The sequence below is a fragment of the Castellaniella sp. genome (assembly GCF_047971665.1).
Lineage (GTDB): Bacteria > Pseudomonadota > Gammaproteobacteria > Burkholderiales > Burkholderiaceae_B > Castellaniella.
Genome location: NZ_JBKEAA010000020.1, coordinates 25,454 through 49,951, shown reverse-complemented (window position 1 = coordinate 49,951; position 24,498 = coordinate 25,454). Strand labels below are relative to the sequence as shown.

Here is a 24,498-nt window from a genome sequence, read left to right as displayed (position 1 = left end):
CCGGCCCGCACGCGGCCTCGCCATGGTGGTATAACTCGAAACGACCCTTCCCTTTTATCCTGATCACTCCGATGAAACTCTATTATTTTCCTGGCGCCTGTCCCCTGGCGAGCCACATTGCGCTCGAATGGATCGGCAAACCCTACGAGGCCGTGCGCCTGACCCGCGAACAGACCAAAGAAGCCGACTACCTGGCGCTCAATCCGCTGGGCGCGGTCCCGACGCTGGTGGATGGCGACTTCGTGCTGACCCAGAGCGCGGCCATCCTGAATTACCTAGCCGAGCTGAACCCGGAGGCCGGCCTGCTGGGCGACACGCCGCGCGAACGGGCGCAGACGCGCCGCTGGCTGGCCTTCTGCAATGCCGACGTGCACAAGACATTCGGCCTGGTCTTCGGCCCGGCCTATTACACCAATGGCGATGAGGCGCAGGCCCGGATCGTGGCGGGCAAAGCCGCCGAAAAACTCCAAAGCCTGTTCGCATTCGCCAACGACCGCCTGCGCGGACGCGATTGGCTGACCGGCAAGCGTTCCGTCGCCGACGCCTACCTGTTCGTCCTGCTCATGTGGGCGGATCTCAAGGAAATCCCGCTGCCCGGCCAGGATGAGCTGCGCGCATTCCAGACCCGCCTGCGCGCCGACCCCGCCGTCCAATCCGCCCTCAAATCACAGGGATTGTCCTGACACAAGACAGCCCCTGCGGGCTGTCTTGTGTACAGGACGATCGGAGCCGCCTGCAAGCGGCGACGTGGGAATCGGAGCCCGCGAGATTCTCAGGCGCCCAGATAGGCCTTGCGGACCTCGTCGTTGCTGAGCAGATTGACCCCCGTGTCGGCCAGCACGACCTTGCCGGTTTCCAGGACGTAGCCTCGGTCGGCCACCTGCAACGCCTTGTTGGCATTCTGCTCGACCAGGAACACCGTCACCCCCTCCTCGCGGATGGTGCGGATGATGTCGAAAATCTGCGCGATGATCAGCGGCGCCAGCCCCAGTGTCGGCTCGTCCAGCAGCAGCAGCTTGGGGCGCGTCATCAATGCCCGGCCGATGGCCAGCATCTGCTGTTCACCGCCGGACATCGTGCCCGCCCGCTGATTGGCGCGTTCACGCAGGCGCGGAAACAGATTGAAGACATGCTCCATGCCTTCTTCGGTCAGAGTCCGGTTCAGGAAGAACGCCCCCATGTTCAGGTTTTCCGCCACCGTCAGGTCGGGAAACACGCGCCGGCCTTCCGGCGAGATGGCGATCCCGCGCTGCATGACGACGTGGGTCGGTTCCTGCGTGATCTCCTGATCCAGGAAAGTGATCTTGCCGGCGCTGGCGCGCGGATTGCCGCAGACCGTCATGAGCAACGTGGTCTTGCCCGCGCCATTGGCCCCGATCAAGGTGACGATTTCTCCTTGATTGACCTCCACGGATACATCGTTCAGAGCCTGGATGGCCCCGTAGAACGTGCTGACGTTTTCGAGTTTGAGCACGGTCATTCCCCCAGATAAGCTTTGATGACGCGGGGATCCGCGCGGACTTCGTCGGGCTGGCCGGTCGTGATGGGCTTGCCGTGTTCCATGACCAGAATCCGGTCGGACACGCCCATCACCAGGCTCATGTCGTGCTCGATCAGCAGCACGGCCACACCGAATTCGCGCCGCAATTGATCGATCAAGGCCTGCAGATCGCGCTTTTCCTGGGGATTCAGACCGGCGGCCGGCTCATCGAGCATCAGCAGGCGCGGCTGAGTGATCATGCAGCGGGCGATTTCGAGACGGCGCTGATGACCATAGGCCAGATTGCCGGCTTCGCGATTGGCGTACTGGCGGATGTCCATAAAATCCAGCCATTGCACTGCACGTTTTTTGGCCTCGGCTTCGGAATGCTTGAACGAAGGCAGCTTCAGCAGCCCCTGCAACAAACCGGTCTGCATCAAGGTGTGTTGCGCCACCATGAGGTTTTCGAGCACCGTCAGGTTCTTGAACAGGCGCACATTCTGGAACGTGCGCACCAGTCCATGGCGGGCGACCTTGTGGCTGGGCAGGCCCGTGATGGCCTTGCCGTCCATGATGATGTCGCCCGTCGTCGGCCTGTAGAAGCCGCCCACGCAGTTGAAGACGGTCGTCTTGCCGGCGCCATTGGGGCCGATGATGGCAAAAACCTCGTCGCGACGCACGTCGAATTCCACCTGATCGACCGCCAGCAGGCCGCCGAACTGCATGGTCAGTCCGCTGACCTTCAACAAAGTTTCACTCATGATTCCAATTCCACTTGCGGACGTTTCACCGGCAGCAGCCCCTGCGGGCGCCAGATCATCATGACGACCATGACCAGGCCGAAGATCAGCATGCGGTATTCAGCGAATTCGCGTGCGATCTCGGGAACCACGGTCAGCAGCACGGCGGCCAGGATGACCCCCAGCTGCGAGCCCATGCCCCCCAGCACGACGATTGCCAGGATCAGCGCCGACTCGATGAAGGTGAAGGATTCGGGATTGACCAGCCCCTGGCGCGCGGCGAAGAACGCCCCGCCGAAGCCCGCGAACATGGCGCCCATGGTAAAGGCCGACAACTTGATGTTGCGCGGATTCAGGCCCAGGGAACGGCAGGCAATCTCGTCTTCGCGCAAGGCCTCCCAGGCACGGCCGATCGGCATGCGGATCAGGCGGCTGGTGAAATACAGCGTGAACAGCACCAGCAGCAGCGCCATCAGATACAGATAGATCACCACGTCCTGGCTGTCGAAGGTCCAGCCCATCAGCTCATGAAAGGTCGGCGAACCATCCACCGAGCGGCGCACCATCTGGTAGCCCAGGAAGGACGGCTTTGGAATGCCGGAAATCCCGTCCGGACCGCCGGTGAAGCTGGTCAGGTTGATGAGCAGCAGGCGGATGATTTCACCGAAGCCCAGCGTCACGATGGCAAGGTAATCGCCCCGCAGCCGCAACACTGGAAAACCGAGCACGAAACCGAACAATGCCGACACCAGGCCGGAGAACGGCAGCGCCTCCCAGAAGCTCCAGCCCGCCCAGTGGTACAGCAAGGCATAGGTATAGGCGCCCGTGGCGTAGAACCCCACGAACCCCAGGTCGAGCAGACCGGCAAAGCCCACCACGATGTTCAATCCCAGGCCGAGCATGACGTAGATGAGTACCAGGGTGGCGATGTCCACCTGCGCGCGGCCGGTGAAAAACGGCCAGGCCAGCGCGAACAGGATCAGCACCAGGATGGCCTTGTGCCGGAACTTGTCGGTGATGGCGGGGATGCGGAACCGCGAAGGAGTGGCGACCCGACTGGCCCGGCGCTGACGCACCCAGGCGGTCAGGAGCTGGATCACGAAGACGGCCAGCATGCCGCCGAGGATCATTTTCCATTCGGGTTGCAGGTAGATTTCCTGGCCCTTGCGCAGGATCTGCAGCCCATAGACGGGCGCAATGATCACTCCCGCCAGCAGCGAAGCAATCGCTGCGTTCTTGAGATTCTGATTCATTTAGACTTTTTCCACCTCGGGTTTGCCCAACAGCCCCGTAGGACGGAACAGCAGGATGAAGACCAGCAGCATGAAGGCGACGATGTCCTTGTACTGCGATGAGATGAACGCGGCGGCGAAGGTCTCGGCCAGTCCCAGCAGCACGCCGCCCAGCATGGCGCCCGGGATGCTGCCGATCCCGCCCAGCACGGCGGCGGTAAAGGCCTTGATGCCGGCGATGAAGCCGATGAAGGGATTCAGCTTGCCGATGGCCAGGGCGATCAGCACCCCGCCGACTGCGGCCAGCATGGCGCCGATCATGAAGGTGAAGGAAATGATCTTGCCCGTGTCGATGCCCAGCAGGTTGGCCATGCGCAGATCCTGCGAGCAGGCCCGCGAGGCCTGGCCGGTGCGGGAATATTTGATGAACAGCGTCAGGCCGACCATCATCAGCACCGTGACCACAATGATCAGGATGCGGGAATACGGAGCGGTCACGGTGAAGTCGCTGTCGCCCATCGTGAAATTGACCGAACCCGTGATCAGCGCCGGCACGGCCATGTCGCGCGCGCCCTGCCCGGTCGCCACCCAGTTCTGCAAGAAGATCGACATCCCGATGGCGGAAATCAGCGGCACCAGCCGGGGACTGCTGCGCAGCGGCGCATAGGCGATTTTCTCGACGGCAAAGCCATAGACTGCCGTCACCAGCACGGCCATGATCAACATGATCAGCACCATCAGGGGCAGCGGCAGGCCGGTGCCGATCCCGATGGCCGACAGCGTGACCAGCCCCACATAGGCGCCGATCATGTAGATCTCGCCATGGGCAAAGTTGATCATGCCGATGATGCCGTAGACCATGGTGTAGCCGATGGCGATCAGGGCATAGATGGCGCCCAGCGACAGGCCGTTGAACAGCTGTTGCGTCAGAAGAGGAAGCAGATCGGACATAGTGGCGGATGAAGTAAGACTAAAAGATGGCCGGACGGCATGCGCCCGGAGCGACCGCAGCGACCCCGGCATGCGCCGGGATCCTCCGAGCCTGTCAGGGCTGGATCTGGGTCAGGTTGCCCTTGGCATCCCAACGGAAGACCGCGAACTCGAAATGCTTGAGATCGCCCTTCGCATCATAGTCGACCTTGCCGATGACGGTGTCAAAGCTGTTTTTGTGCATGTAGTCGGCGACCTTGACGGGATCGGCGCCTACCGCATTGATGCTCTTGGCCAGCACCTGAACCGCCGCGTACGCCGTCATGGTGAAGGCGCCGTCCGGGCTGCGTTTGTATTTTTTGAACTGTTCCAGCACCTGTTCGTTGCCCTTGCGCTTGGTGAAATCCGCAGGCAGCGTGACCAGCAGCTTGTCCACCGCAGGCCCCGCGATGGCGGCGAGGTCCTTGTTGGCAACGCCTTCCGGCCCCATGAACTGGGTGTCCAGACCCTGCTCGCGCGCCTGACGCAGCAGCAGGCCCAACTCGGGGTGATAGCCGCCAAAATAGATCAGATCGGGGCCCAGGGCCTTGAGCTTGGAGATCACGGCGGAGTAATCGCTGTCGCCGACGTTGATGCCCTCGAACATGGCGACGTTCACGCCGGCTTTTTCCAGGGCTTTCTGGACCTGGGTGGCCACGCCTGAACCATAAGTCTGCTTGTCGTGCAGGATGGCGACTTTCTTGGGTTTGAGCTGCTTGGCGATGTAATCGGCGGCGAACGGTCCTTGCTGGTCGTCACGGCCGATGGTGCGAAAGAAGAAATGCGGCTTGATCGTATCGGTGACCAGCGGCGACGTGGCGCCCGGCGTGATGGCGACGATGCCTTCTTGTTCGTAAATGTTGACGGCCGGAACCGTGGTGCCCGAGCAGGCATGGGCCACGGCGAACTTGGCGCCATCATTGATCACCCGGTTGGCGGCTGGCACAGCCTGTTTCGGCTCGCAGCCGTCATCGATCAGCAGGGGCTCGATTTTCATGCCCTTGATGCCGCCGGTCTCGTTGAGCGCATCGATCGCCGTCAGCGCGCCGGCCTGGATCTGATCGCCATACTGGGTGTTGGGGCCGGTCATCGGCTGCGGGATGCCGATCTTGAGGGTCTCGGCGTGCGCGCCGGCAGCCAGCGTCAGAGCTCCCAACGCAAAGAGGCAGGGGGTGAGGGACAGCTTGAGCTTCATTCGAAAGTCTCCGGTAGAGGCGCCGCGGGCCATATCAACATCCCGGTCGGGGTTGAAGCCGGGAGGTGTGGAGCATCGGGTGTTGCTCTCCTCCACGAACGGCAGGCCGTATTCTGACGGCTCGCCTTGAGAGTGTCACTACGGTTAATCCCTAAGGATTCAGGCCGAGAATTCACGGGCCAGTTCACGCGCCCGGCGCGCGGCGGCCTCGACGGCCTCGCGCATGATGTCGGGCAGACCACGATCCTGAAACACGGCCAGGGCCGCCGCGGTGGTGCCGCCTTTCGAGGTCACCCGCTCGCGCAGCACCGCGGGCGAGTCCGGCGACAGCGCCGCCAGCTGCGTGGCGCCATGAAAAGTCCCCAGGGCCAATTGGCGCGCCTGATCCGGCGTCAGGCCCTGTTCGATCCCGGCCGCGATCAAGGATTCGAGGAACAGGAAGACATAGGCGGGGCCGCTGCCCGAAACCGCCGTGACGGCATCGATGGCCGCGTCGTCCTTCACCCAGATGACCTGGCCGACGGCGCGCAGCAGTTCCTCGGCCAGGGCGCGGTCGGCCTGATCGACGCCGGCCAGGGCCGCCATGCCGGTCATGCCGCTGGCAATCAACGCCGGTGTATTGGGCATGCAGCGCACGATCCGGTCATAGGGTTCGGCATCGAACCCCAGCCAGCGGGCAATGGCCTCGCCCGGAATGCCGGCGGCAATGCTGATGATCAATGTGTCAGGGCGCAGCCAGGGACGGCACTGGCGCACGACCTCGGCCATGATCTGGGGTTTGACGGCGAAAAACCAGACACGGCATTCGGACAGCCGCGCATCGGGCGTCGCGGCCGTGGTAGTGCCCAGCGCATCCCAGCGCGCGCGCGCGGCCTCGCCGGGCTCGATCACATGAACGCCTGCGGCCGGGCAGCGCCGGCCGATCAGGCCGCTGGCGAGCGCATTGGCCATGTTGCCGCCGCCGATGAGTGCGAGAGAAAGTTCGGTTTTCATGATCCGGCATTGTACGGACAAGCGTCTGCGCACAGAAGCCCCGGTCGGAGCGCACGGGGGAAACCCCGTAGAAAACGAGGATTGCCAAAGCTGTCATGTGCTCATCACAATGATTCCCTATAATCCCTTTCCGCCATCCGGGCGGAATCGGGTGGCATCACCAAAGGAGATCATCATGGCTTTTCCCTTGCTTCGCACGACCGTGCTGGCCACGCTGCTGGCAGGCGCAGGCGCGGCCCAGGCGGCGACCGACATCACCTTCTGGCACTCCATGGAAGGTCCGCTGGGCGAACGTGTCGCCAAGATCACGCAGGACTTCAACGCCAGTCAGTCCGACTACGTCGTCAAGGCCGTCTACAAAGGCAACTATGGTGAATCCATGAACGCGGGGATCGCGGCGTTCCGCGCCGGCAACGCGCCCGACATCCTGCAGGTCTTCGAGGTCGGCACCGCCACCATGATGTACGCCAAAGGCGCCATCAAACCCGTTCAGGCGCTGTCCGAATCCGTCGGCGATCCGATCGATCCGTCCATCTTCCTGGGCGCCGTGGCCGGCTACTATTCGTCCCCCGATGGCAAGCTGGTGTCCATGCCCTTCAACAGCTCCACGCCGGTGCTGTACTACAACAAGGATGCTTTCAAGAAGGCCGGCCTGGATCCCGAGGCCCCGCCCAAGACCTGGCCCGAAGTCGCTGCCGCCGCCAAAAAGCTGCGCGCTGCCGGAATGGAATGCGGCTACTCCTCGTCTTGGCCGTCCTGGGTCCTGCTGGAGAACTTCGCTGCCTGGCACAACACGCCTTACGCCAGCAAGGACAATGGCTTTGGAGGTCTGGATGCCCGCCTGCAGATCGACAGCCCCCAGTTCCGCAAGCACCTGGGCTTCCTGTCCGACATGGCCAAGGCCGGCACCTTCACTTACGGCGGACGTGGTGATGCGGGCAATGCGCTGTTCACATCGGGCAAGTGCGGCATGTACACCGGCTCCAGCGGCATGCGCGCCTCCATCCTCAAGACGGGCGGCTTTGCCTTCGGCACCAGCTCCCTGCCCTATTATCCCGACGTCAAGGGCGCGCCTCAGAACTCCATCATCGGCGGCGCCTCGCTGTGGGTGTTCTCCGGCAAGTCCGAGGCCACCTACAAGGGCGTGGTGAAATTCTTCAAATTCCTGGCCAGCCCCGAGCAGGCTGCTGCCTGGCACCAGGGCACCGGCTATGTTCCCGTCACCAAGGCGGGTTACCAGGCCACCAAGAAATCCGGTTTCTATGAAAAGAACCCGGGCACCGAGATCGCGGTCAAGCAGCTCGACGCCACGACCACGGCCAACTCGCGCGGCATCCGGCTGGGCTATCTGCCGCAAATCCGCGACATCGAGGACAGCACCATGGAGCAGATCTTCGGCGGCTCGGTGAGTCCCGAGGACGGCCTCAAGAAGATGAGCACCGAGGGCAACGCCCTGCTCGAACGCTTCGAAAAGAGCGTCAAGTAGGTCGATGGAAAAACGCGTCGTCTTTCGCCACCGCAGCCTGCCCTGGCTGCTGCTGGCGCCGCAACTGGCGATCACGCTGGTGTTCTTTTTCTGGCCCGCAGGCCAGGCCATGTGGCAGTCTTTCCGCCTGGAAGACCCCTTTGGCCTGTCCTCGCAGTTCGCGGGCCTGGACAACTTCACCGACCTGTTCGCCAATGCCAGTTATCTGAGCTCGTTTCACACCACGCTCTGGTTTTCGGCGCTGGTGGCGATCGGCGGGCTGGCCATCTCGCTGGTGCTGGCCGTCATGGCCGATCGGGTGGTGCGCGGCGCGGGCATCTACAAGACCCTGCTGATCTGGCCCTATGCGGTGGCGGCAGCGGTCGCCGGGGTGTTGTGGCTGTTTCTGTTTTCTCCCTCGGTCGGCATCCTGGCGGTCCGTCTGGCGCAACTGGGCTTCGACTGGAATCCCCGTCTGGACGGCGGCGACGCCATGGCGCTGGTCGTTTTCGCCTCGATCTGGAAACAGATCTCCTACAATTTTCTGTTCTTCCTGGCGGGCCTGCAGTCCATTCCCCGCTCGCTCATCGAGGCGGCCGCCATCGATGGCGCGGGCCCGTTCCGGCGGTTCCGCACCATCGTCTTTCCGCTGCTCTCGCCCACGACCTTCTTTCTGATGGTCATCAATTTCATCTATGCCTTTTTTGACACGTTCGCGGTCATCGACGTGGTCACGCAAGGCGGACCGGGACACGCCACGGACATTCTGGTCTACAAGGTCTACAACGCCGGCTTCAAGGGCCTGGACCTGGGCTCATCGGCCGCCCAGTCGGTCATCCTGATGCTGATCGTCATCGGCCTGACGGCCCTGCAATTCCGCTATGTCGACCGCAAGGTGAACTATTGATGACGGCCGACGCCAACCGTTCCGGGTGCCATCATGGTTGAACGCCGCCCCTTGCTGGACATCATCTCCCACCTCACGCTGATCCTGGGCGTGGCGGTGATCGCCTTTCCGCTTTACGTGGCTTTCGTGGCTTCCACCCAGACAGCCCAGGAAGTCGCCCAGGCGCCCATGTCCCTGATCCCCGGATCCCATTTCCTGGACAACTACTGGACCGCGTTGACGGGCGGCGCCATCAATACCCCGCCCGTAGGCCGGATGCTGTGGATCAGCACCTTCATGGCCCTGGCGATCGCGATCGGCAAGATCGCCATCTCCATGCTCTCGGCCTTCGCCGTGGTGTATTTCCGCTTTCCGCTGCGCATGTTGTGTTTCTGGATGATTTTCGTCACCCTGATGCTGCCGGTGGAAGTCCGCATCGCCCCCACGTACGCGGTGGTGGCGGATCTGGGCATGCTCAACAGCTATGCCGGCCTGACCCTGCCGCTGATCGCGTCGGCCACCGCCACCTTTCTGTTCCGGCAGTTTTTCCTGACCGTGCCCGACGAACTGGTCGAAGCTGCCCGCATCGACGGCGCCGGCCCCATGCGGTTTTTCAAGGACATCCTGCTGCCGCTGTCGCGCACCAGCATCGCCGCGCTGTTCGTGATTCAGTTCATCTACGGCTGGAATCAGTACCTATGGCCGCTGATCATCACCACGCACGAGAACATGTATCCCGTGGTGGTCGGCATCCGCCGCATGATTTCCGGCGGCGACAGCGTCACAGAATGGAATCTGGTCATGGCTACCGCGATGCTGGCCATGCTGCCGCCCGCCGCCGTCGTCATCCTGATGCAAAAATGGTTCGTCAAGGGCCTGGTCGACTCAGAAAAATAGGAAACCCCATTCCCCATGGCAACGCTCAGTTTTCGCAATGTGCGCAAGACCTATCCCGGCGGCGTGGCCGTCATCCACGGCATCGACATGGAGGTCCGCGACGGTGAGTTTGTCGTGATCGTCGGACCGTCCGGCTGTGGCAAATCGACCTTGATGCGCATGGTCGCAGGCCTGGAAACCATCACCGGCGGCGAGATCGCCATCGGCGACCGGATCGTCAACAACCTGGAACCCGCCGAGCGCGACATCGCCATGGTGTTCCAGAACTATGCGCTCTATCCCCACATGAGCGTCTTCGACAATATGGCCTATGGCCTGAAGATCCGCCGCCTGGGGCGCGACGAGATCCGCCGGCGCGTCGAGGATGCCGCCCGCATCCTCGAACTGGACCAGTTGCTGCAGCGGCGGCCGCGCCAGCTGTCGGGGGGCCAGCGCCAGCGCGTGGCCATGGGCCGGGCCATCGTGCGCGAGCCATCGGTGTTCCTGTTCGACGAGCCGCTGTCCAATCTGGATGCCAAACTGCGGGTGCAGATGCGCCTCGAAATCCAGAAACTGCACCAGCGCCTGGGCACCACCAGCCTCTACGTCACGCACGATCAGGTCGAAGCCATGACACTGGCGCATCGCATGATCGTCATGAACAAGGGCGTGCCCGAGCAGATCGGCACGCCCGCCGAGGTCTTCGAGCGCCCCGTCACGGTCTTCGTGGCCGGTTTCATCGGCTCGCCGCCGATGAACCTGCTGCGGGTCTCGGTTGACGCGCAAGGCCGGGCCGTCGGCCCCGATGGCACCGCCCTGCCCCTGACCGCCCCCGCCGGCGCCGCCCGCGAACTGATCCTGGGGCTGCGCCCTGAACACCTGACGCTCGGCGCGCCGGGGCTGCGAGTCCGCGTCGAACTGATCGAAGTCCTGGGCTCCGAGCAATTGGTCCATGCCCGCTGGGGGGATCAATCCCTGATCCTGCGCTGCACCGTCGCCGAAACCAGAGATCGTCCGCTGGCTTCCGGCGACGAGATCACGCTGGGACCGGACGGGCAGCACCCCGCGCACTGGTTCGATGCCGCCACCGGAAAACGGATCGAGGACTGACGACACAGGAATCGACGCCAAGAAAAACGGCGCATCCCTGAAGGGATGCGCCGTTTTCCATTCCGGGAGCCGTGTGGTTCCCGGAATGGACCTGCTTATTTGAAGACGGACTTGGAGCCGTCGGCGTGCCAGGTGAAGACGTCGAACTTGAAGGCCTTGAGGTCGCCCTGCTTGTTCCACGAAATGTCGCCGATCGGGGTCTTGACCGAATTGGCATGCAGCCAGGCAGCGACCTTGACCGGATCGTCCTTGCCCGCGCCCTTGATCCCGGCCGCGATGGCCTCGACAGCGGAATAAGCCGTCAGCTGGAAGGCGCCGCCCGGATTGCGGTTCTTGTCCTTGAACGCCTTGACCACAGCGGCGTTGGCCGGGTCGGTCGTGAAGTCGGCCGGCAGGGTCACCAGCATGCCTTCGACGGCCTTGCCGGCGATGGCGTTGATGTCCGGATTGCCCACACCCTCGGGGCCCATGAACTTGGCCTTCAGGCCTTGTTCGGCGCCTTGACGCAGCAGCAGACCCATTTCGGGGTGGTAGCCGCCGTAGTAGACGAAATCGGCCCCCGCGGCCTTGAGCTTGGTGATCACGGCGGAGTAGTCGCTGTCACCGGCGTTGATGCCTTCGAAGAGGACGACCTTGATGCCGGCCTTTTCGAGATCGGCCTTGACGGCGGTCGCGATGCCCTGACCGTACGACTGCTTGTCGTGCAGCACGGCCACGGCCGTGGGCTTGATCTTCTGGGCGATGAATTCGGCGGCGGCGGGACCCTGCTGGTCGTCACGGCCGATGGTGCGGAAGATCATGTCATAGTTCTTGCCGTCGGTCACCAGAGGCGACGTGGCGGACGGGGATACCATGACCACCCCCTCGTTGTTGTACACGGGGGTCGCGGCGATCGTCGCGCCGGAGCAGACGTGGCCCACGACGTAATGGATCTTTTCGTTGACGACGCGGTTGGCCACGACCGGGCCCTGCTTGGGCTCGCAGCCATCGTCGATCTCGACGGCTTCAAGCTTGTTGCCCAGCACGCCGCCACCGGCGTTGATGGTTTCGATGGCCGTGTCCACGCCTTCCTTGACCATGTTGCCATACTGGGTCAACGCCCCGGTGAAGGGCCCCGCGATGGCGATGCGGATGGTATCGGCATGCGCCACGGAAGAAAGCATCATGCCGGCGGCCAGACCCAGTGCGGCTGCCATCGGCGTAAAGCGTACGTTCATAAAACCTCCTGTGAAAGACTCTGAAAAGAATACACGAAACCTCAGGATAGCGGCCATTGCGCAGTACGGGGGTTTTCCCGATATTGTGTTGCGCCCCGAGGTGAAAGCGCATGCGGATATGGGGTCAGGCCTGCCGCGTGCGCAACATCCAGGCATTTTCCCCTGTCGCAACGGAGATCCGCCCGGGCCGACCGATACCGGATGGTCCCACCCGCGTCAGTCCGCCTCGGCGGCGACCGGAGCCGGATCCTCCAGCATCGTTGCGCCCGGCATGCCGCAATGGCGCACCGACTGGATCAAGGCTTCGATGGCGGCCTGGCGCGGAAAACTCTTGCGCCAGACCAGCACCACGCGGCGATCGGGCGCCGGCGGCTTGAACGGAATGAAGCGCAGCAGCTTGCTCTCGGCGCCCTGCATCCCCAGGGCGCTTGCGGGCAGCACCGTGATGCCGATGCCGGCGGCCACCATGTGACGGATGGTTTCCAGCGAAGACCCCTCGAAGGTGCGCTGGATGCCTTCGCTGGAGGCCGAAAACCGCGACAGCTCGGGGCAGACCTCGAGCACCTGGTCGCGAAAACAGTGCCCCGCGCCCAACAGCAGCATGGTTTCTTCTTTGAGCTGGCCGGAATCGATCTGCGACGCCTGGGCCCAGGGATGGTCATGAGGCAGCGCGACGTAAAAAGGCTCGTCGTACAGCGCGCATTGCGACAACCCGGTATCGGGCAACGGCAGCGCGACAATGGCGCAATCGATCTCGCCCTGGCGCAGCAGCTCCAGCAGCCGCGCGGTATAGTTTTCCTGGAGCAACAGGGGCATCTGGGGCGTGCGACGGATTTGCTCCGGCACCAGGTAGGGCAACAGATACGGTCCCACGGTGTAGATCACGCCGACGCGCAGCGGGCCTTCCAGCGGATCATGCCCCTGGCGGGCGATCTCGCGCAGATTGGCGCCCTCTTCCAGCACTTTCTGTGCCTGGGCGACGACGCGCAACCCGATGGGCGTGATGCCGACTTCCGCGCCACCGCGTTCGAACAGCACCACGCCCAGCTCTTCCTCCAGCTTGCGGATGGCCACCGACAGCGTGGGCTGGCTGACGAAACAGGCCTCGGCGGCCCGGCCGAAATGACGTTCCCGCGCCACGGCAACGATGTACTTCAATTCGGTCAATGTCATGAAGTTTCCTCTCAACTGCGCAGAAATTGGTCGGCGCCCGCCATCCAGCGTTGCCGATGGACACGGGCATGCTCGGGAAAATCGGCGGACAGCCAGGCGGCCGCCTCTCGGGCCTGCTCAAGCAGGTCCTCGTCGGATTCCAGATCGGCGAAGCGCAGCAGCGCCTGGCCCGACTGGCGCAGGCCCAGCAGTTCCCCCGGCCCACGTTGCGCCAGATCGCGACGCGCGATCTCGAACCCATCCGTGGTTTCGTACATCGCCCGCAGACGCTCCCGGGCGATGGCCGACAAAGGCGGCTGGTACAACAAGACGCAGGTGGCCTCACCCGCGCCGCGCCCGACCCGGCCGCGCAGCTGATGCAATTGCGCTAGCCCGAAGCGCTCCGCATGGTCGATCACCATCAGGCCGGCATTGGGCACGTCGACGCCGACCTCGATGACGGTCGTGGCCACCAGCAGGTCGATGTCCCCGGCACGAAAGGCCTCCATCACGGCTGATTTTTCCCGGGCCGCCAGACGGCCGTGCATCAGACCGACACGCAGATCCGGCAGCGCGGCGCACAGCAGATCGTAGGTATCGACCGCCGTCTGCAATTGCAGGGCCTCGCTTTCCTCGACCAGCGGGCAGACCCAGTAGGCCTGGTGCCCGGTCCGCACGACCTCGCCCACGCGCGCCAGCATCTCATCGCGACGCCGATCGTCGAACAGCCGCGTGCGCACGGGCACGCGGCCGGGTGGCAACTCGTCCAGCACGGAGACATCCATATCGGCAAAGAACGCCATCGCCAATGTGCGCGGAATGGGCGTGGCACTCATGCTGAGCTGATGGGGACGGGATCTGGCTTGATCGCCCTTGCGGTTCAGCGCCAGACGCTGCCCGACGCCGAAACGATGCTGCTCGTCGCTGATCACCAGGCCGAGCGATTCGAATTCGACCCTGTCCTGAATCAGGGCCTGGGTCCCGACCACGAGCCGGGCCTCGCCCGAGGCCATCGCCTGCAATGCCCTGCGCCGCTCGGCGACAGGCAAACCGCCGGTCAACCAGACCAGGGGCACTCCCAGTGGTGTCAGCCAGTCGGACAGCTTGCGCCAGAGCTGTTCGGCGAGAATTTCCGTCGGCGCCATCACGGCCACCTGCGCGCCGGCCTCGATCGCCTGGGCTGCGGCCAGTGCGGCCACCAGCGTCTTGCCGCTGCCCACATCGCCTTGCAGCAGGCGATGCATGGGGTGACCACACGCCAGGTCGGCGCTGATCTGCGCCACCGCCCGCGTCTGGGCGGCCGTGGGGGTAAACGGCAGGCGCGCCAGCAGGCGGGCGCACAGTTCACCGCGCCCCGACAGGCTGCGAGCGGTCTGGGCGCGACGCGCGGCCCGGGCTTCAGCCAGCGCCAGTTGCTGTGCCAGCAATTCATCGAACTTGATGCGCCGCCAGGCCGGATGGCTGTGCTCGGCCAGTAATGCCAGAGAGATCTCCGGGCCGGGATGATGCAGCAGTCGCAGAGACGGCTCGAAATCGGCCAGCCGGTAAGCCTCGCGCACGGCGGCCGGCAGCGTATCGTCCAGGTCGGCCTCGTCCAGGGCCCGCGCGATGGCCTTGCGCAACGCGGCCTGAGACAGGCCCTGGGTCGAGGGATAAATCGGTGTCAGCGTATCGGGCAACGGAACGTCTGGCTCGGTCACCAGCGGATGCACGATTTCCAGGCCGCGAAATCCTGCGCGCACCTCGCCCCGGGCCCGGATCCGTCGGCCAACCGCCATGCGGGCCTGCTGACCCGGATAGACATGCAGCCAGCGCAGCCCCAGACGGCCGGAAGCGTCGTTCAGAGTGGCCTGCAATTCCCGGCGCGGCCCGAAGCGGATTTCACTGTCGGCGATTTCGCCTTCGAAAAGTGCATGCACCCCGGGCCGGGCCTGACCGATCGGCGTGACGCGGGTCTCATCCTCGTAACGCAACGGCAGATGCAGGGCGAAATCGGTTGGCGCGCACAAGCCCAGCCGTTCGAACAGGCGGGCTTGCGAGACCCCCGTTGCCTTGCGGGCGCCGGATGCGGTCCGGCGCGGCTTTTCAGCCGAATTCACGACACATGGCCCGACAGGCGATGATGATGATCAGAGCGCCAGGATGGCCTCGACCTCGAACTGGGCGCCTTTGGGCAGACTGGCGACACCCAGGGTCGAACGTGCCGGATAAGGTTGTGGAATGATTTCCGCCATGATCGCGTTGGCGCTGGCGAACTTGCTCAGATCCGTCAGGAACAGCGTGAGCTTGACGACGTCGTTCAGCGTACCGCCGGCCGCCTCGATGACAGCCTGCATGTTGGCGAACGACTGACGGACCTGGCCCTCGAAGTTTTCGGATACCAGCTCACCCGTGCCGGGTTCCAGCCCGATCTGGCCGGACAGGAAGACCAGCTTGCCGGCCGGCGCGCTGACCGCCTGGGAATACGGGCCGACGGCCGTCGGGGCGGCATCGGTGTGGATGATTGCCTTGCTCATAGGTGGAGAACTCGTGATTGGTTAAAAGACTATCAGAGTGTACCGACCAATAGCAAAAAATAAAAGCGGCGACGAGTCGCCTCTCTGATTATTTTTCGGCGAAGGCGCGCTCGTAGACGTAATCGCCGGGCTCCCCCACGCCAGGGGAGACGACGAAGCCGCGCGCATCCAGCATGGCACGGATATCGATCAGCATGGCCGGGCTGCCGCAGATCATGGCCCGATCATTGGCAGGATCCAGCGGTGGCAGACCGATATCGGAAAACAGCTGGCCGCTTTCAACCAGGGTCGTCAGCCGACCCTGGTGCGCATAGGGCTCGCGCGTGACCGTCGGGTAATAGATCAGCTTGTCGCGCACCAGTTCGCCCAGGTATTCGTCCTGGGGCAGTTCCTGGCGGATGTAATCCGCGTAGGCCAGCTCGCTGACGAAACGCACCCCGTGCATCAGGATGATCTTGTCGAACCGGTCATAGACGTCCGGGTCCTTGATGATGCTGAGAAACGGCGCCAGCCCGGTGCCGGTGGCAAACAGATAGAGATGCCGCCCAGGCCGCAGATCATCGGCCACCAGAGTGCCGACCGGCTTGCGGCTGACCAGCACAGCATCGCCCGGCTGCAAGTGCTGCAGGCGGGAGGTGAGCGGCCCGTCGGGGACCTTGATGCTGAAGAATTCCAGGTTGTCCTCGTGATTGGCGCTGGCGATGCTGTAGGCGCGCATCAGCGGCTTGCCCTCGACTTCGAGGCCCAGCATCACGAAATGGCCATTATGAAAGCGCAAGCCGGGATCGCGGGTGGTCTTGAAGGAAAACAGCGTGTCGTTCCAGTGACGTACGCTGAGGACTTGCTCGGAATTAAAAGCGGCCATGACGAAGGTCGAACTCCAGAATTCGGGAGAAAAACAGAATGCGGAAATGGTACGGCGGCGGTCGGAAAACACAAGGTTAGCCCCTATCCCGCGCAGGGATTCTCTTGATTTAACGCAAGAACCCGCATGAAATCCGGCACGAAGACCGGACCGTGGCGCATTTTAGCGTGTTCAGCTTGCTTTAAGCTGAACACGATGCTAAATTTTCGACCTGTTTTGAGAATTATTCTCATCTTCCTTTCAATTTGCACGAGCCACGACCATGTCCTTCCATTTCCGCGCTACGCCCCTCGTTCGACGCCTCTCCCTGCTGGCCGCCGCCCTGCCGCTGATGGCCGGCACCGCCTTCGCGGCAGAGGTCAATCTGTACACCACCCGCGAACCCAAGCTGGTGGAGCCGCTGCTCGAAGCCTTCACCAAGGACACAGGCATCAAGGTCAACACGGTGTTCGTCAAGGACGGCCTGCTCGAGCGTGTGCGCGCCGAAGGCAAGCAATCGCCGGCCGACGTGCTGATGACGGTGGACATCGGCAATCTGCTGGATCTGGTGGACGGCGGGGTCACCCAGCCGGTCGATTCGGCCAAGCTGAAGGCCGCCATTCCCGCCAACCTGCGTGCAGCCGATGACCAGTGGTTCTCCCTGTCGCTGCGCGACCGGGTGGCCTACGTCGCCAAGGACCTGGACATCAAGACGTTCCAATACGAGGATCTGGCCGATCCGCGCTGGAACAACAAGGTCTGCATCCGTTCCGGCCAGCATCCCTACAACACTGCGCTCATCGCAGCCCTGATCGCGCATGATGGCGCCGAAGCCACGGAAAAATGGCTGCGTGGCGTGAAAGCCAATCTGGCCCGCCCCGCCACTGGAGGCGACCGCGACGTGGCGCGCGACATCCTGGGCGGCATCTGCGACATCGGCATTGCCAATGCCTATTATGTCGGTCGCATGCGCAACGCCGCCGAAGGCAGCGACAACCGTCGCTGGGGTGATGCCATCCGTGTGATCCGACCCACATTCAAGAACGCGCCGGGCACGCACGTCAATGTCTCCGGCGCCGCCGTGGCGCGTCATGCGCCCAACCGCGACAACGCCGTCGGACTGCTGGAATACCTGGTCTCGGACAAGGCCCAGAGCCTCTACGCCCAGGCCAACTACGAATACCCCGTCAAGGCGGGTGTGGAACTGGACCCGACCGTCGCCAGCTTCGGACCGCTGCAGGTCGATGCCCTGCCGCTGACCGAAATCGCCCGTTACCGCAAGCAGGCCAGCGAACTGGTCGACCGCGTCGGCTTCAACCAATAGTCGTCTGACGCCATGGCGGTCAGCGGCCGTTTTCAGACCTGGCCGTGGCACGCCGGGATGATGCTCGCGGCGCTCGGTGTGCTGGCCCCGGTCCTGGCTCTGATCGGACTGGCGGGCCAGGGCTCGGGCGCGCATTGGGGGCATCTGCTGGAATTCGTGCTGCCCGGCGTGCTGGTCCAGACGCTGGGCCTGCTCGTCGGGGTGGGCGCGCTGGCGGCCGCCCTGGGGGTCGGCGCGGCGTGGCTGGTCACCGCCTACGACTTTCCGGGCCGCAAGATGCTGTCCTGGGCGCTGCTGCTGCCGCTGGCCGTGCCGACCTATATCGTCGCCTATGCCTACCTGGACATCCTGCACCCCCTCGGCCCCATCCAGGAATCTGTCCGCGCGCTGCTGGGCTATGCCAGCCCGCGCGAATTCCGCCTGCCGGATCTGCGCAACCTGTCGGGCGCCATCGTGCTGCTGGCATTCGTCCTGTATCCCTACGTCTACCTGACGACCCGCAGCATGTTCGCCAGTCAGGCCGCCCATCTGATGGAGGCCGCCCGGTTGCTGGGTCACGGCCCCTGGGCCGCTTTCCGCCATGTCGCCCTGCCCCTGGCCCGCCCCGCCATCGCCGTCGGTCTGTGCCTGGTGCTGCTCGAAACCCTGAATGATATCGGCGCCTCCGAGTTCCTGGGCGTCCAGACCCTGACCGTCGCCATCTACACCACATGGGTCACCCGGTCCGACCTGGCGGGCGCCGCTCAGATCGCTCTGGTGGCGCTGCTGCTGGTCACCCTGCTGATCGCCATCGAGCGCCACAGCCGGCGGCGTCTGCGCTACACGGGCAGCCGCCGGGTCACACCGATCCGCCCGCGCAGGTTGCACGGCCTCAAGGGTTGGCTGGCGATCCTGCTGGGCCTGATGCCCGTCACCGTCGGATTCATTGCGCCGGCGAGCTATCTGCTGGCCTTGTCGCTCGAACGCCTGGGCACCGGACAAGGTCCCTCGGCCGCGTTGATCCGGGCCACCGGTCAGACACTGAAAATCTCCGCCCTGGCAATGATCGTCACACTGGCCCTGGGCCTGATCGTCGTCTGGAGCCGCCGGATCCTGCCCCGGACCCGCACCTGGTGGCGCGCCCTGCCCCGGCTGGTCACACTGGGCTATGCCGTGCCCGGCACCGTGCTGGCGATCGGCCTGCTGTTTTCACTGATGGCGGTCGAGCGCGGCCTGTCCGCGCTGCGCGCCGCCAGTGGCCTGGACCCGGCGGGCCTGCTCCTGCTGGGCACGCCAGCCGCCCTCACCCTGGCTTATGTGATCCGTTTCCTGACCATTCCTGTCGGGACGCTCGAGGCCGGACTGGACAGAATCCCGTCTTCCATGGATCAGGCCGCGCGGCTGCTGGGCGAAAATGTCCACGGCATGCTGCGCCGGGTCCACCTGCCCCTGCTGCGTCCCGCGCTGGCTGCTTCGGCCCTGCTGATTTTCGTGGATGCGATGAAGGAATTGCCCGCCACTCTGCTGCTGCGCCCGCTGAATTTCGACACACTGGCCACCTGGCTCTACGCCGAAGCCGCGCGCGGCACGTACGAAGAAGGCGCCATTGCCGCGCTGGGGATCGTCGCCGCAGGCCTGTTGCCCGTGATCCTGCTGGCGCGCCTGCTGGACCGCCCTGCTTCCTGAGGCCCGATATGCTGGAACTGAACCGGATTTCCCTGAGCTACCCCACCGCCACCGACCGCCTCGCCGTGCTCAACGAACTGAGCCTGACCCTGGAAACGGGACAGATCGCCTGTCTGCTGGGCGCCTCGGGTTGTGGCAAGACCAGCGCGCTGAGGGCCATTGCCGGCTTCGAGCCGTTGGACGGCGGGTCCATCCGGCTGGACGGCCGCCTGCTGTCGGGTGAAGGCGCCTGTGTCGAACCCGAGCACCGGCGCGTGGGCATGATGTTCCAGGACTATGCGCTGTTTCCCCACCTGAGCGTGGCCGCCAACGTCGGTTTCGGCCTGCGCCGCCTGGAGGCGACCGAGCGCGATCGGCGCGTGCGGGCCATGCTGGAGCTGGTGAGCCTGACGGGCCAGGAGGCGCGCGCGCCTCACGAACTGTCGGGTGGACAGCAGCAGCGTGTCGCGCTGGCCCGGGCATTGGCGCCGGAGCCCGATCTGTTGCTGCTCGACGAACCTTTTTCCAATCTGGATGTGGACGCACGCGAACGGCTGGCCTATGAACTGCGCGACCTGCTCAAGGCCACGGGACGCACCGCGTTGCTGGTCACCCACAACCAGGCAGAGGCCTTTGCCGTGGCGGACCGGATCGGCATTCTGGAAGCGGGCCAGCTGGCGCAATGGGACACTCCTTACGACATCCACCACCATCCCGCGACACCGAAAATCGCGACGTTCATCCATCGCGAAGCCCTGATGGCCCAGCGCGCGCAGGCCAGCCTGCGCGGGGCGCCCTCGATCGCCGCCTGAATCAAATACTGTCTGAATCAAGCGCCGCCTGAATCAGCCGGAGACGCCAGCGCCTCGTCCTCATCCGGCGTGTCCAGCCCCAGCTCGCGGCATTTGCGGGTCAGCGTATTGCGGCCGATGCCCAGGCGCAGCGCAGCCTCTCCCCGACGCCCGCCCGCCTGGCGCAGGCCGGCTTCCAGCAGCGTCCGCTCGAAGTCCTGGCGCAGCGCATCCATCACGCAGGGTTCGCGGCACGCCAGCCGCACCCGCGCCTCAGCCTCCAGCGCGGCGCGCCAGTCAGACCTGGTCGCGGGCGCGATGGACGCCGCAGAGATCGCGCCCGCCGCATCGGGAATCCCGGAGGGCGCAGCGCCCGTCGCCGGACCGACGCCTGCGCTTGCCGCGCCAGTTTCCAGGAACTCGGGCGGCAGGTCTTCGAGGCCGACTTCGGCACTGGGCGCCATCACGGTCAGCCATTGGCAGACGTTCTCCAGTTGACGGATATTGCCGGGATAGTCGAAGCCGCGCAGCGCCTCCAGCGCCGCTGGATCGGGCCGGCGCACCGGCACCCCGAGCTCGGCCGCGCTGCGCGCGAGAAAATGCCGCGCCAGGGACTCGATATCCTCGCGGCGTTCGCGCAAGGGCGGCAACCGCAGGCGGATGACGTTCAGACGATGGAACAGGTCGGCGCGGAACAGGCCCGCCCGCACCCGCTCTTCCAGCGGCTGGTGGGTCGCGGCCACGATCCGCACATCCGCCTGGATCGGCCGCGTGCCGCCCACGCGGTAGAAAGCGCCCTCGGCCAGCACCCGCAACAGCCGGGTCTGCAATTCGGCCGGCATGTCGCCGATCTCGTCCAGGAACAGCGTGCCTCCATCGGCTTCTTCAAAGCGCCCCCGGCGCGACTGGACCGCCCCCGTGAAGGCGCCGCGCTCATGACCGAACAGTTCGGCCTCCAGCAGATCGCGCGGAATCGCGGCGGCATTCACCGCCACGAACGGTCCTGCGGCCCGGCGGCTGTGCCGGTGCAGCGCCCGGGCCACGAGTTCCTTGCCGGTCCCCGATTCGCCCGTGATGAGCACGGTGGCGCCGGACTGGGACAGGCGGCCGATGGCGCGAAACACATCCTGCATGGCAGGCGACTGCGAAGGCGCCATTTCCGACTCGCCGAGCATGCTTTTGGTCGCGGCGGGATCGTCGTGAAAAGCATCGGCCTCGGCCTGCGCCGGTCCCGACTGGGCCGCGCGCTCGATCAGCTCGACGGCGGCCTGAATGTCGAACGGCTTGGCCAGATAATCGAATGCCCCCTGCTCGAAGGCCGCCACGGTCGTGTCCAGGTCGGTATAGGCGGTCATCATGATGACGGGCAGGTCTTGCAGACGCGCGCGCACAGCCGCCAGCACGGTCAGGCCGTCCGGTCCGGGCATGCGGATATCGGACACCAGCACGGCCGGCTGACGGGGGTCGTCCGCACCTTCCAGGGCGTCGAGCGCGTTTTTCAACGCCGTGCCGTCCGCAAAACTGCGCACCGGCCAGCCAGCCTTGTCCAGGGCTTTTTCCAGCACCCAGCGCATGCCGGGTTCGTCATCCAGGATCCAGATCGTGTTCATGCGACGTCCAGCGGCAACAACAGGCGGAATTCCGTGCGGCCCGGCACGGTATCGAATTCCAGCAGACCGCCCTGCCCCTGCAGGTATTCCTGGGCCAGGCTCAGGCCCAGGCCGGTTCCCTGCGCCCGACCGGTCACCAGCGGATGAAACAGTTTGTGGCGCAGCGCCTCGGACACCCCTGGTCCGTTGTCGACGACGGCGATCCGCAGTCCCATGCGATGCTGGCCGTCAGCCAGCATCGGCTGATGCAGAATCCGGGTGCTCAATTGCAGCGTGGGCGATGCCTGATCCGGCGTCTCGACGAGCGCCTGCGCGCCATTGCGCATGACGTTCAACAGGGCCTGCAACAGCGGGTCGCGGTCAGCCCGCATTTCGGGAACCGATGCGTCATAGTCGCGTTCCAGCCGGACCCTTTCGCCGAATTCCAGCCGAATCAGGGCCAGCACATGCTCGCACAGCTCATGGACGTTGAAGACGCTCGGCGTCGAAGCCGGCTGATTGGACGAAGACAGGCGCGATACCAGGCCGGCCAGCCGATCGGCTTCGGCCACGATCACCTGGGTATATTCGCGCAGGTCGTCGCGCGGCAGTTCCATTTCCAGCAACTGCGCAGCGGCGCGCAAGCCCGCCAGGGGATTGCGGACCTCATGGGCCAGATTGCGCAACGTCTCGCGCTGCGCCGCCTGGGTGCCCCGGGCCTGCCGCAGATCGTCCAGATGGCCGCCCTGATGGACCGGAATCTCGATGAGCCAGGCCCAGGACTGGCCCTGCAATGGCGTCTTGAGGACGCTCTCGCAGCCATCCAGCCAGGGCTGGGCAGGCTGTCCCGCCAATTGACGACGGGACTGGCCCAGCAGTTCTTCCGCTGCGCCATTGGCGTAGCGGATATGGTGAGACTCGTCCAGCAGCAGGACCGCAGTGCACAGCAGGTCGAGGCCGGACGTGTCCACCCGAGGCCTCGCTAGAGGGTGTAGTACATGTCGAATTCGACCGGATGCGGCGTCACGCGCAAACGATCGATCTCGTTGGACTTGAGGTCCAGATAGGCATCCAGCAGGTCGTTGCTGAAAACCCCGCCCCGCGTCAGGAACTCGCGATCCCGGTCGAGGGCTTCGAGCGCCTGATCCAGCGACGAGCACACCGTCGGGATCTTGGCGTCTTCTTCGGGCGGCAGATCGTACAGGTTCTTGTCGGCCGGATCGCCCGGGTGGATCTTGTTCTGGACACCATCGAGACCCGCCATCATCAGGGCCGAGAACGCCAGATACGGGTTGGCCTGGGGATCCGGGAAGCGCGACTCGACGCGCCGGGCCTTCGGGTTGCTGACGTACGGAATCCGGATCGAGGCCGAACGGTTGCGCGCGGAATACGCGAGCTTGACCGGGGCTTCGTAGTGCGGCACCAGCCGCTTGTAGGAGTTGGTGCTCGGGTTGGTGATGGCGTTCAGCGCGCGGGCATGATGAATGATGCCGCCGATGTAATGCAGGGCGAACTCCGACAGGCCGCCATAACCGTTGCCGGCGAACAGGTTCTGGCCGTCCTTCCAGATGGACTGGTGCACGTGCATGCCCGAACCATTGTCGCCCACGACGGGCTTGGGCATGAAGGTCGCGGTCTTGCCATAGACGTGGGCCACGTTGCGGATCACATATTTCATGATCTGGGTCCAGTCGGCGCGCTGCACCAGCGTGCTGAAGCGGGTGCCGATTTCCAGCTGGCCGCAGTTCGCGACCTCGTGGTGGTGAACCTCGACGGGCACGCCCATCTGCTCGAGCAGCAGGCACATCTCGGAGCGCATGTCGGCAAAGGAGTCGATCGGCGGCACAGGCACGTAGCCGCCCTTGACGCCCGGACGATAGCCTTGGTTGTTGCCATTGGCCTCATGGGCGTTGGACCATACCCCCTCGTCGGACGAGATCTTGACGAAGCTGCCGCTCATGTCCGCATTCCAGCTCACGCCATCGAAAACGAAGAATTCAGGCTCCGGGCCGAAATAGGCGGTATCGCCCAGACCGCTGGACTTGAGGTAGGCCTCCGCGCGGCGCGCCAGGGATCGCGGATCGCGGTCGTAGCCCTTCAGGTCGGACGGTTCGACCACGTCGCAAGTCAGGATCAGCGTGGTTTCTTCGCGGAAAGGATCCAGGCGTGCGGTGGCGGCATCCGGAACCAGAATCATGTCGGAAGCCTCGATGCCTTTCCAGCCGGGCAGCGAAGAGCCATCGAAGGCGACGCCCGATTCCATCCGGTCCTCATCCATCAGGCCGGCGGGAACGGTCAGGTGGTGTTCCCGACCCAGGGTATCGGTAAAGCGGCAATCCACGAACGCCACTTCGCGTTCGGCGATCATCTGCACAACGTTTTCAGGGGTGGACATAAAAGCTCCTGCGCCAAGTCATATCGTCAAAAGGAAAAGCCCGAGGCTTCGCCAGAACTACAAGCAATGATCGTGCCAGC

General features: G+C 64.5%; 22 protein-coding genes. 8 read left to right on the top strand and 14 right to left on the bottom strand.

The features are described 5' to 3' along the window. Positions 1–71: 71 nt before the first annotated feature. Positions 72–683 (top strand): glutathione S-transferase family protein, encoded by a 612-nt coding sequence (locus ACK5JE_RS08470; protein WP_416801260.1) that lies wholly within the window; start codon positions 72–74, stop codon positions 681–683. 89 nt (positions 684–772) lie between these two features. Here ACK5JE_RS08470 and ACK5JE_RS08465 read toward each other — a convergent pair whose 3' ends face one another. From ACK5JE_RS08465 to proC, 6 genes are all read right to left on the bottom strand, one after another. After that, positions 773–1,474, bottom strand: a complete 702-nt coding sequence (locus ACK5JE_RS08465; protein ID WP_416801259.1) for an ABC transporter ATP-binding protein — start codon at positions 1,472–1,474, stop codon at positions 773–775. A gap of 2 nt (positions 1,475–1,476) precedes the next feature. Further along, the gene (gene livG, locus ACK5JE_RS08460) at positions 1,477–2,241 is read right to left on the bottom strand and encodes a high-affinity branched-chain amino acid ABC transporter ATP-binding protein LivG (protein WP_416801258.1); all 765 of its coding nucleotides are present in this window, start codon (positions 2,239–2,241) and stop codon (positions 1,477–1,479) included. Next, positions 2,238–3,473 (bottom strand): high-affinity branched-chain amino acid ABC transporter permease LivM, encoded by a 1,236-nt coding sequence (gene livM, locus ACK5JE_RS08455; RefSeq protein WP_416801257.1) that lies wholly within the window; start codon positions 3,471–3,473, stop codon positions 2,238–2,240. The genes livG and livM overlap by 4 nt, the downstream gene beginning before the upstream one ends. Further along, entirely contained in the window at positions 3,474–4,403 is a 930-nt protein-coding gene (locus ACK5JE_RS08450; RefSeq protein ID WP_416801256.1) for an ABC transporter permease subunit, read from the bottom strand. Between the two features lie 94 nt (positions 4,404–4,497). Beyond that, the gene (locus ACK5JE_RS08445) at positions 4,498–5,616 is read right to left on the bottom strand and encodes a high-affinity branched-chain amino acid ABC transporter substrate-binding protein (protein WP_416801255.1); all 1,119 of its coding nucleotides are present in this window, start codon (positions 5,614–5,616) and stop codon (positions 4,498–4,500) included. Positions 5,617–5,775: 159 nt separating this feature from the next. Next, complete coding sequence (proC, locus tag ACK5JE_RS08440) at positions 5,776–6,609, bottom strand: pyrroline-5-carboxylate reductase (protein ID WP_416801254.1); 834 nt, start codon at positions 6,607–6,609, stop codon at positions 5,776–5,778. A gap of 175 nt (positions 6,610–6,784) precedes the next feature. Between proC and ugpB the strand changes: the two genes are divergently transcribed. Genes ugpB through ACK5JE_RS08420 form a run of 4 tightly spaced genes read left to right on the top strand, consistent with a single transcriptional unit; the run spans position 6,785 to position 10,946 of the window. Further along, positions 6,785–8,095 carry a sn-glycerol-3-phosphate ABC transporter substrate-binding protein UgpB gene (gene ugpB, locus ACK5JE_RS08435; protein ID WP_416801253.1) on the top strand — a complete coding sequence of 437 codons (1,311 nt, stop codon included), beginning with the start codon at positions 6,785–6,787 and terminating at the stop codon, positions 8,093–8,095. A gap of 4 nt (positions 8,096–8,099) precedes the next feature. After that, entirely contained in the window at positions 8,100–8,981 is an 882-nt protein-coding gene (ugpA, locus tag ACK5JE_RS08430; protein ID WP_416801252.1) for a sn-glycerol-3-phosphate ABC transporter permease UgpA, read from the top strand. A 33-nt stretch (positions 8,982–9,014) separates the two neighbouring features. After that, the gene (gene ugpE, locus ACK5JE_RS08425) at positions 9,015–9,857 is read left to right on the top strand and encodes a sn-glycerol-3-phosphate ABC transporter permease UgpE (RefSeq protein ID WP_416801251.1); all 843 of its coding nucleotides are present in this window, start codon (positions 9,015–9,017) and stop codon (positions 9,855–9,857) included. A 15-nt stretch (positions 9,858–9,872) separates the two neighbouring features. After that, complete coding sequence (locus tag ACK5JE_RS08420) at positions 9,873–10,946, top strand: sn-glycerol-3-phosphate import ATP-binding protein UgpC (protein ID WP_416801250.1); 1,074 nt, start codon at positions 9,873–9,875, stop codon at positions 10,944–10,946. A gap of 95 nt (positions 10,947–11,041) precedes the next feature. Here ACK5JE_RS08420 and ACK5JE_RS08415 read toward each other — a convergent pair whose 3' ends face one another. The 5 genes from ACK5JE_RS08415 to ACK5JE_RS08395 form a co-directional block, all read right to left on the bottom strand. Beyond that, positions 11,042–12,163 carry a branched-chain amino acid ABC transporter substrate-binding protein gene (locus ACK5JE_RS08415; RefSeq protein ID WP_416801249.1) on the bottom strand — a complete coding sequence of 374 codons (1,122 nt, stop codon included), beginning with the start codon at positions 12,161–12,163 and terminating at the stop codon, positions 11,042–11,044. Between the two features lie 216 nt (positions 12,164–12,379). Further along, the gene (locus ACK5JE_RS08410; protein ID WP_416801248.1) at positions 12,380–13,336 is read right to left on the bottom strand and encodes a LysR substrate-binding domain-containing protein; all 957 of its coding nucleotides are present in this window, start codon (positions 13,334–13,336) and stop codon (positions 12,380–12,382) included. Between the two features lie 11 nt (positions 13,337–13,347). Next, positions 13,348–15,324, bottom strand: a complete 1,977-nt coding sequence (gene recG / locus ACK5JE_RS08405; RefSeq protein WP_416801412.1) for an ATP-dependent DNA helicase RecG — start codon at positions 15,322–15,324, stop codon at positions 13,348–13,350. A 120-nt stretch (positions 15,325–15,444) separates the two neighbouring features. Further along, entirely contained in the window at positions 15,445–15,831 is a 387-nt protein-coding gene (locus tag ACK5JE_RS08400) for a Rid family detoxifying hydrolase (protein WP_416801247.1), read from the bottom strand. A gap of 88 nt (positions 15,832–15,919) precedes the next feature. Further along, entirely contained in the window at positions 15,920–16,696 is a 777-nt protein-coding gene (locus tag ACK5JE_RS08395) for a ferredoxin--NADP reductase (RefSeq protein WP_416801246.1), read from the bottom strand. Positions 16,697–16,958: 262 nt separating this feature from the next. On the opposite strand from ACK5JE_RS08395, the gene ACK5JE_RS08390 reads away from it, so the two are divergent. The 3 genes from ACK5JE_RS08390 to ACK5JE_RS08380 are packed head-to-tail and all read left to right on the top strand — an operon-like array spanning position 16,959 to position 20,455. Beyond that, on the top strand, positions 16,959–17,999 hold the full coding sequence (locus ACK5JE_RS08390) for a Fe(3+) ABC transporter substrate-binding protein (protein ID WP_416801245.1): 1,041 nt from the start codon (positions 16,959–16,961) through the stop codon (positions 17,997–17,999). A gap of 12 nt (positions 18,000–18,011) precedes the next feature. Beyond that, positions 18,012–19,664, top strand: coding sequence for an ABC transporter permease (locus ACK5JE_RS08385; RefSeq protein ID WP_416801244.1), 1,653 nt, complete (start codon positions 18,012–18,014; stop codon positions 19,662–19,664). Between the two features lie 8 nt (positions 19,665–19,672). Then, positions 19,673–20,455 carry an ABC transporter ATP-binding protein gene (locus ACK5JE_RS08380; RefSeq protein WP_416801243.1) on the top strand — a complete coding sequence of 261 codons (783 nt, stop codon included), beginning with the start codon at positions 19,673–19,675 and terminating at the stop codon, positions 20,453–20,455. 17 nt (positions 20,456–20,472) lie between these two features. On the opposite strand, the gene ntrC is transcribed toward ACK5JE_RS08380, so the two are convergent. From ntrC to glnA, 3 genes are read right to left on the bottom strand one after another with little or no spacing between them, the layout of a single operon-like run. Further along, complete coding sequence (gene ntrC / locus ACK5JE_RS08375) at positions 20,473–22,044, bottom strand: nitrogen regulation protein NR(I) (RefSeq protein WP_416801242.1); 1,572 nt, start codon at positions 22,042–22,044, stop codon at positions 20,473–20,475. Continuing rightward, the gene (locus ACK5JE_RS08370) at positions 22,041–22,994 is read right to left on the bottom strand and encodes a two-component system sensor histidine kinase NtrB (protein ID WP_416801241.1); all 954 of its coding nucleotides are present in this window, start codon (positions 22,992–22,994) and stop codon (positions 22,041–22,043) included. Before ACK5JE_RS08370 ends, ntrC begins: the two co-directional genes overlap by 4 nt. A gap of 11 nt (positions 22,995–23,005) precedes the next feature. Further along, positions 23,006–24,418 (bottom strand): type I glutamate--ammonia ligase, encoded by a 1,413-nt coding sequence (gene glnA / locus ACK5JE_RS08365; protein ID WP_416801240.1) that lies wholly within the window; start codon positions 24,416–24,418, stop codon positions 23,006–23,008. Positions 24,419–24,498 lie beyond the last annotated feature (80 nt).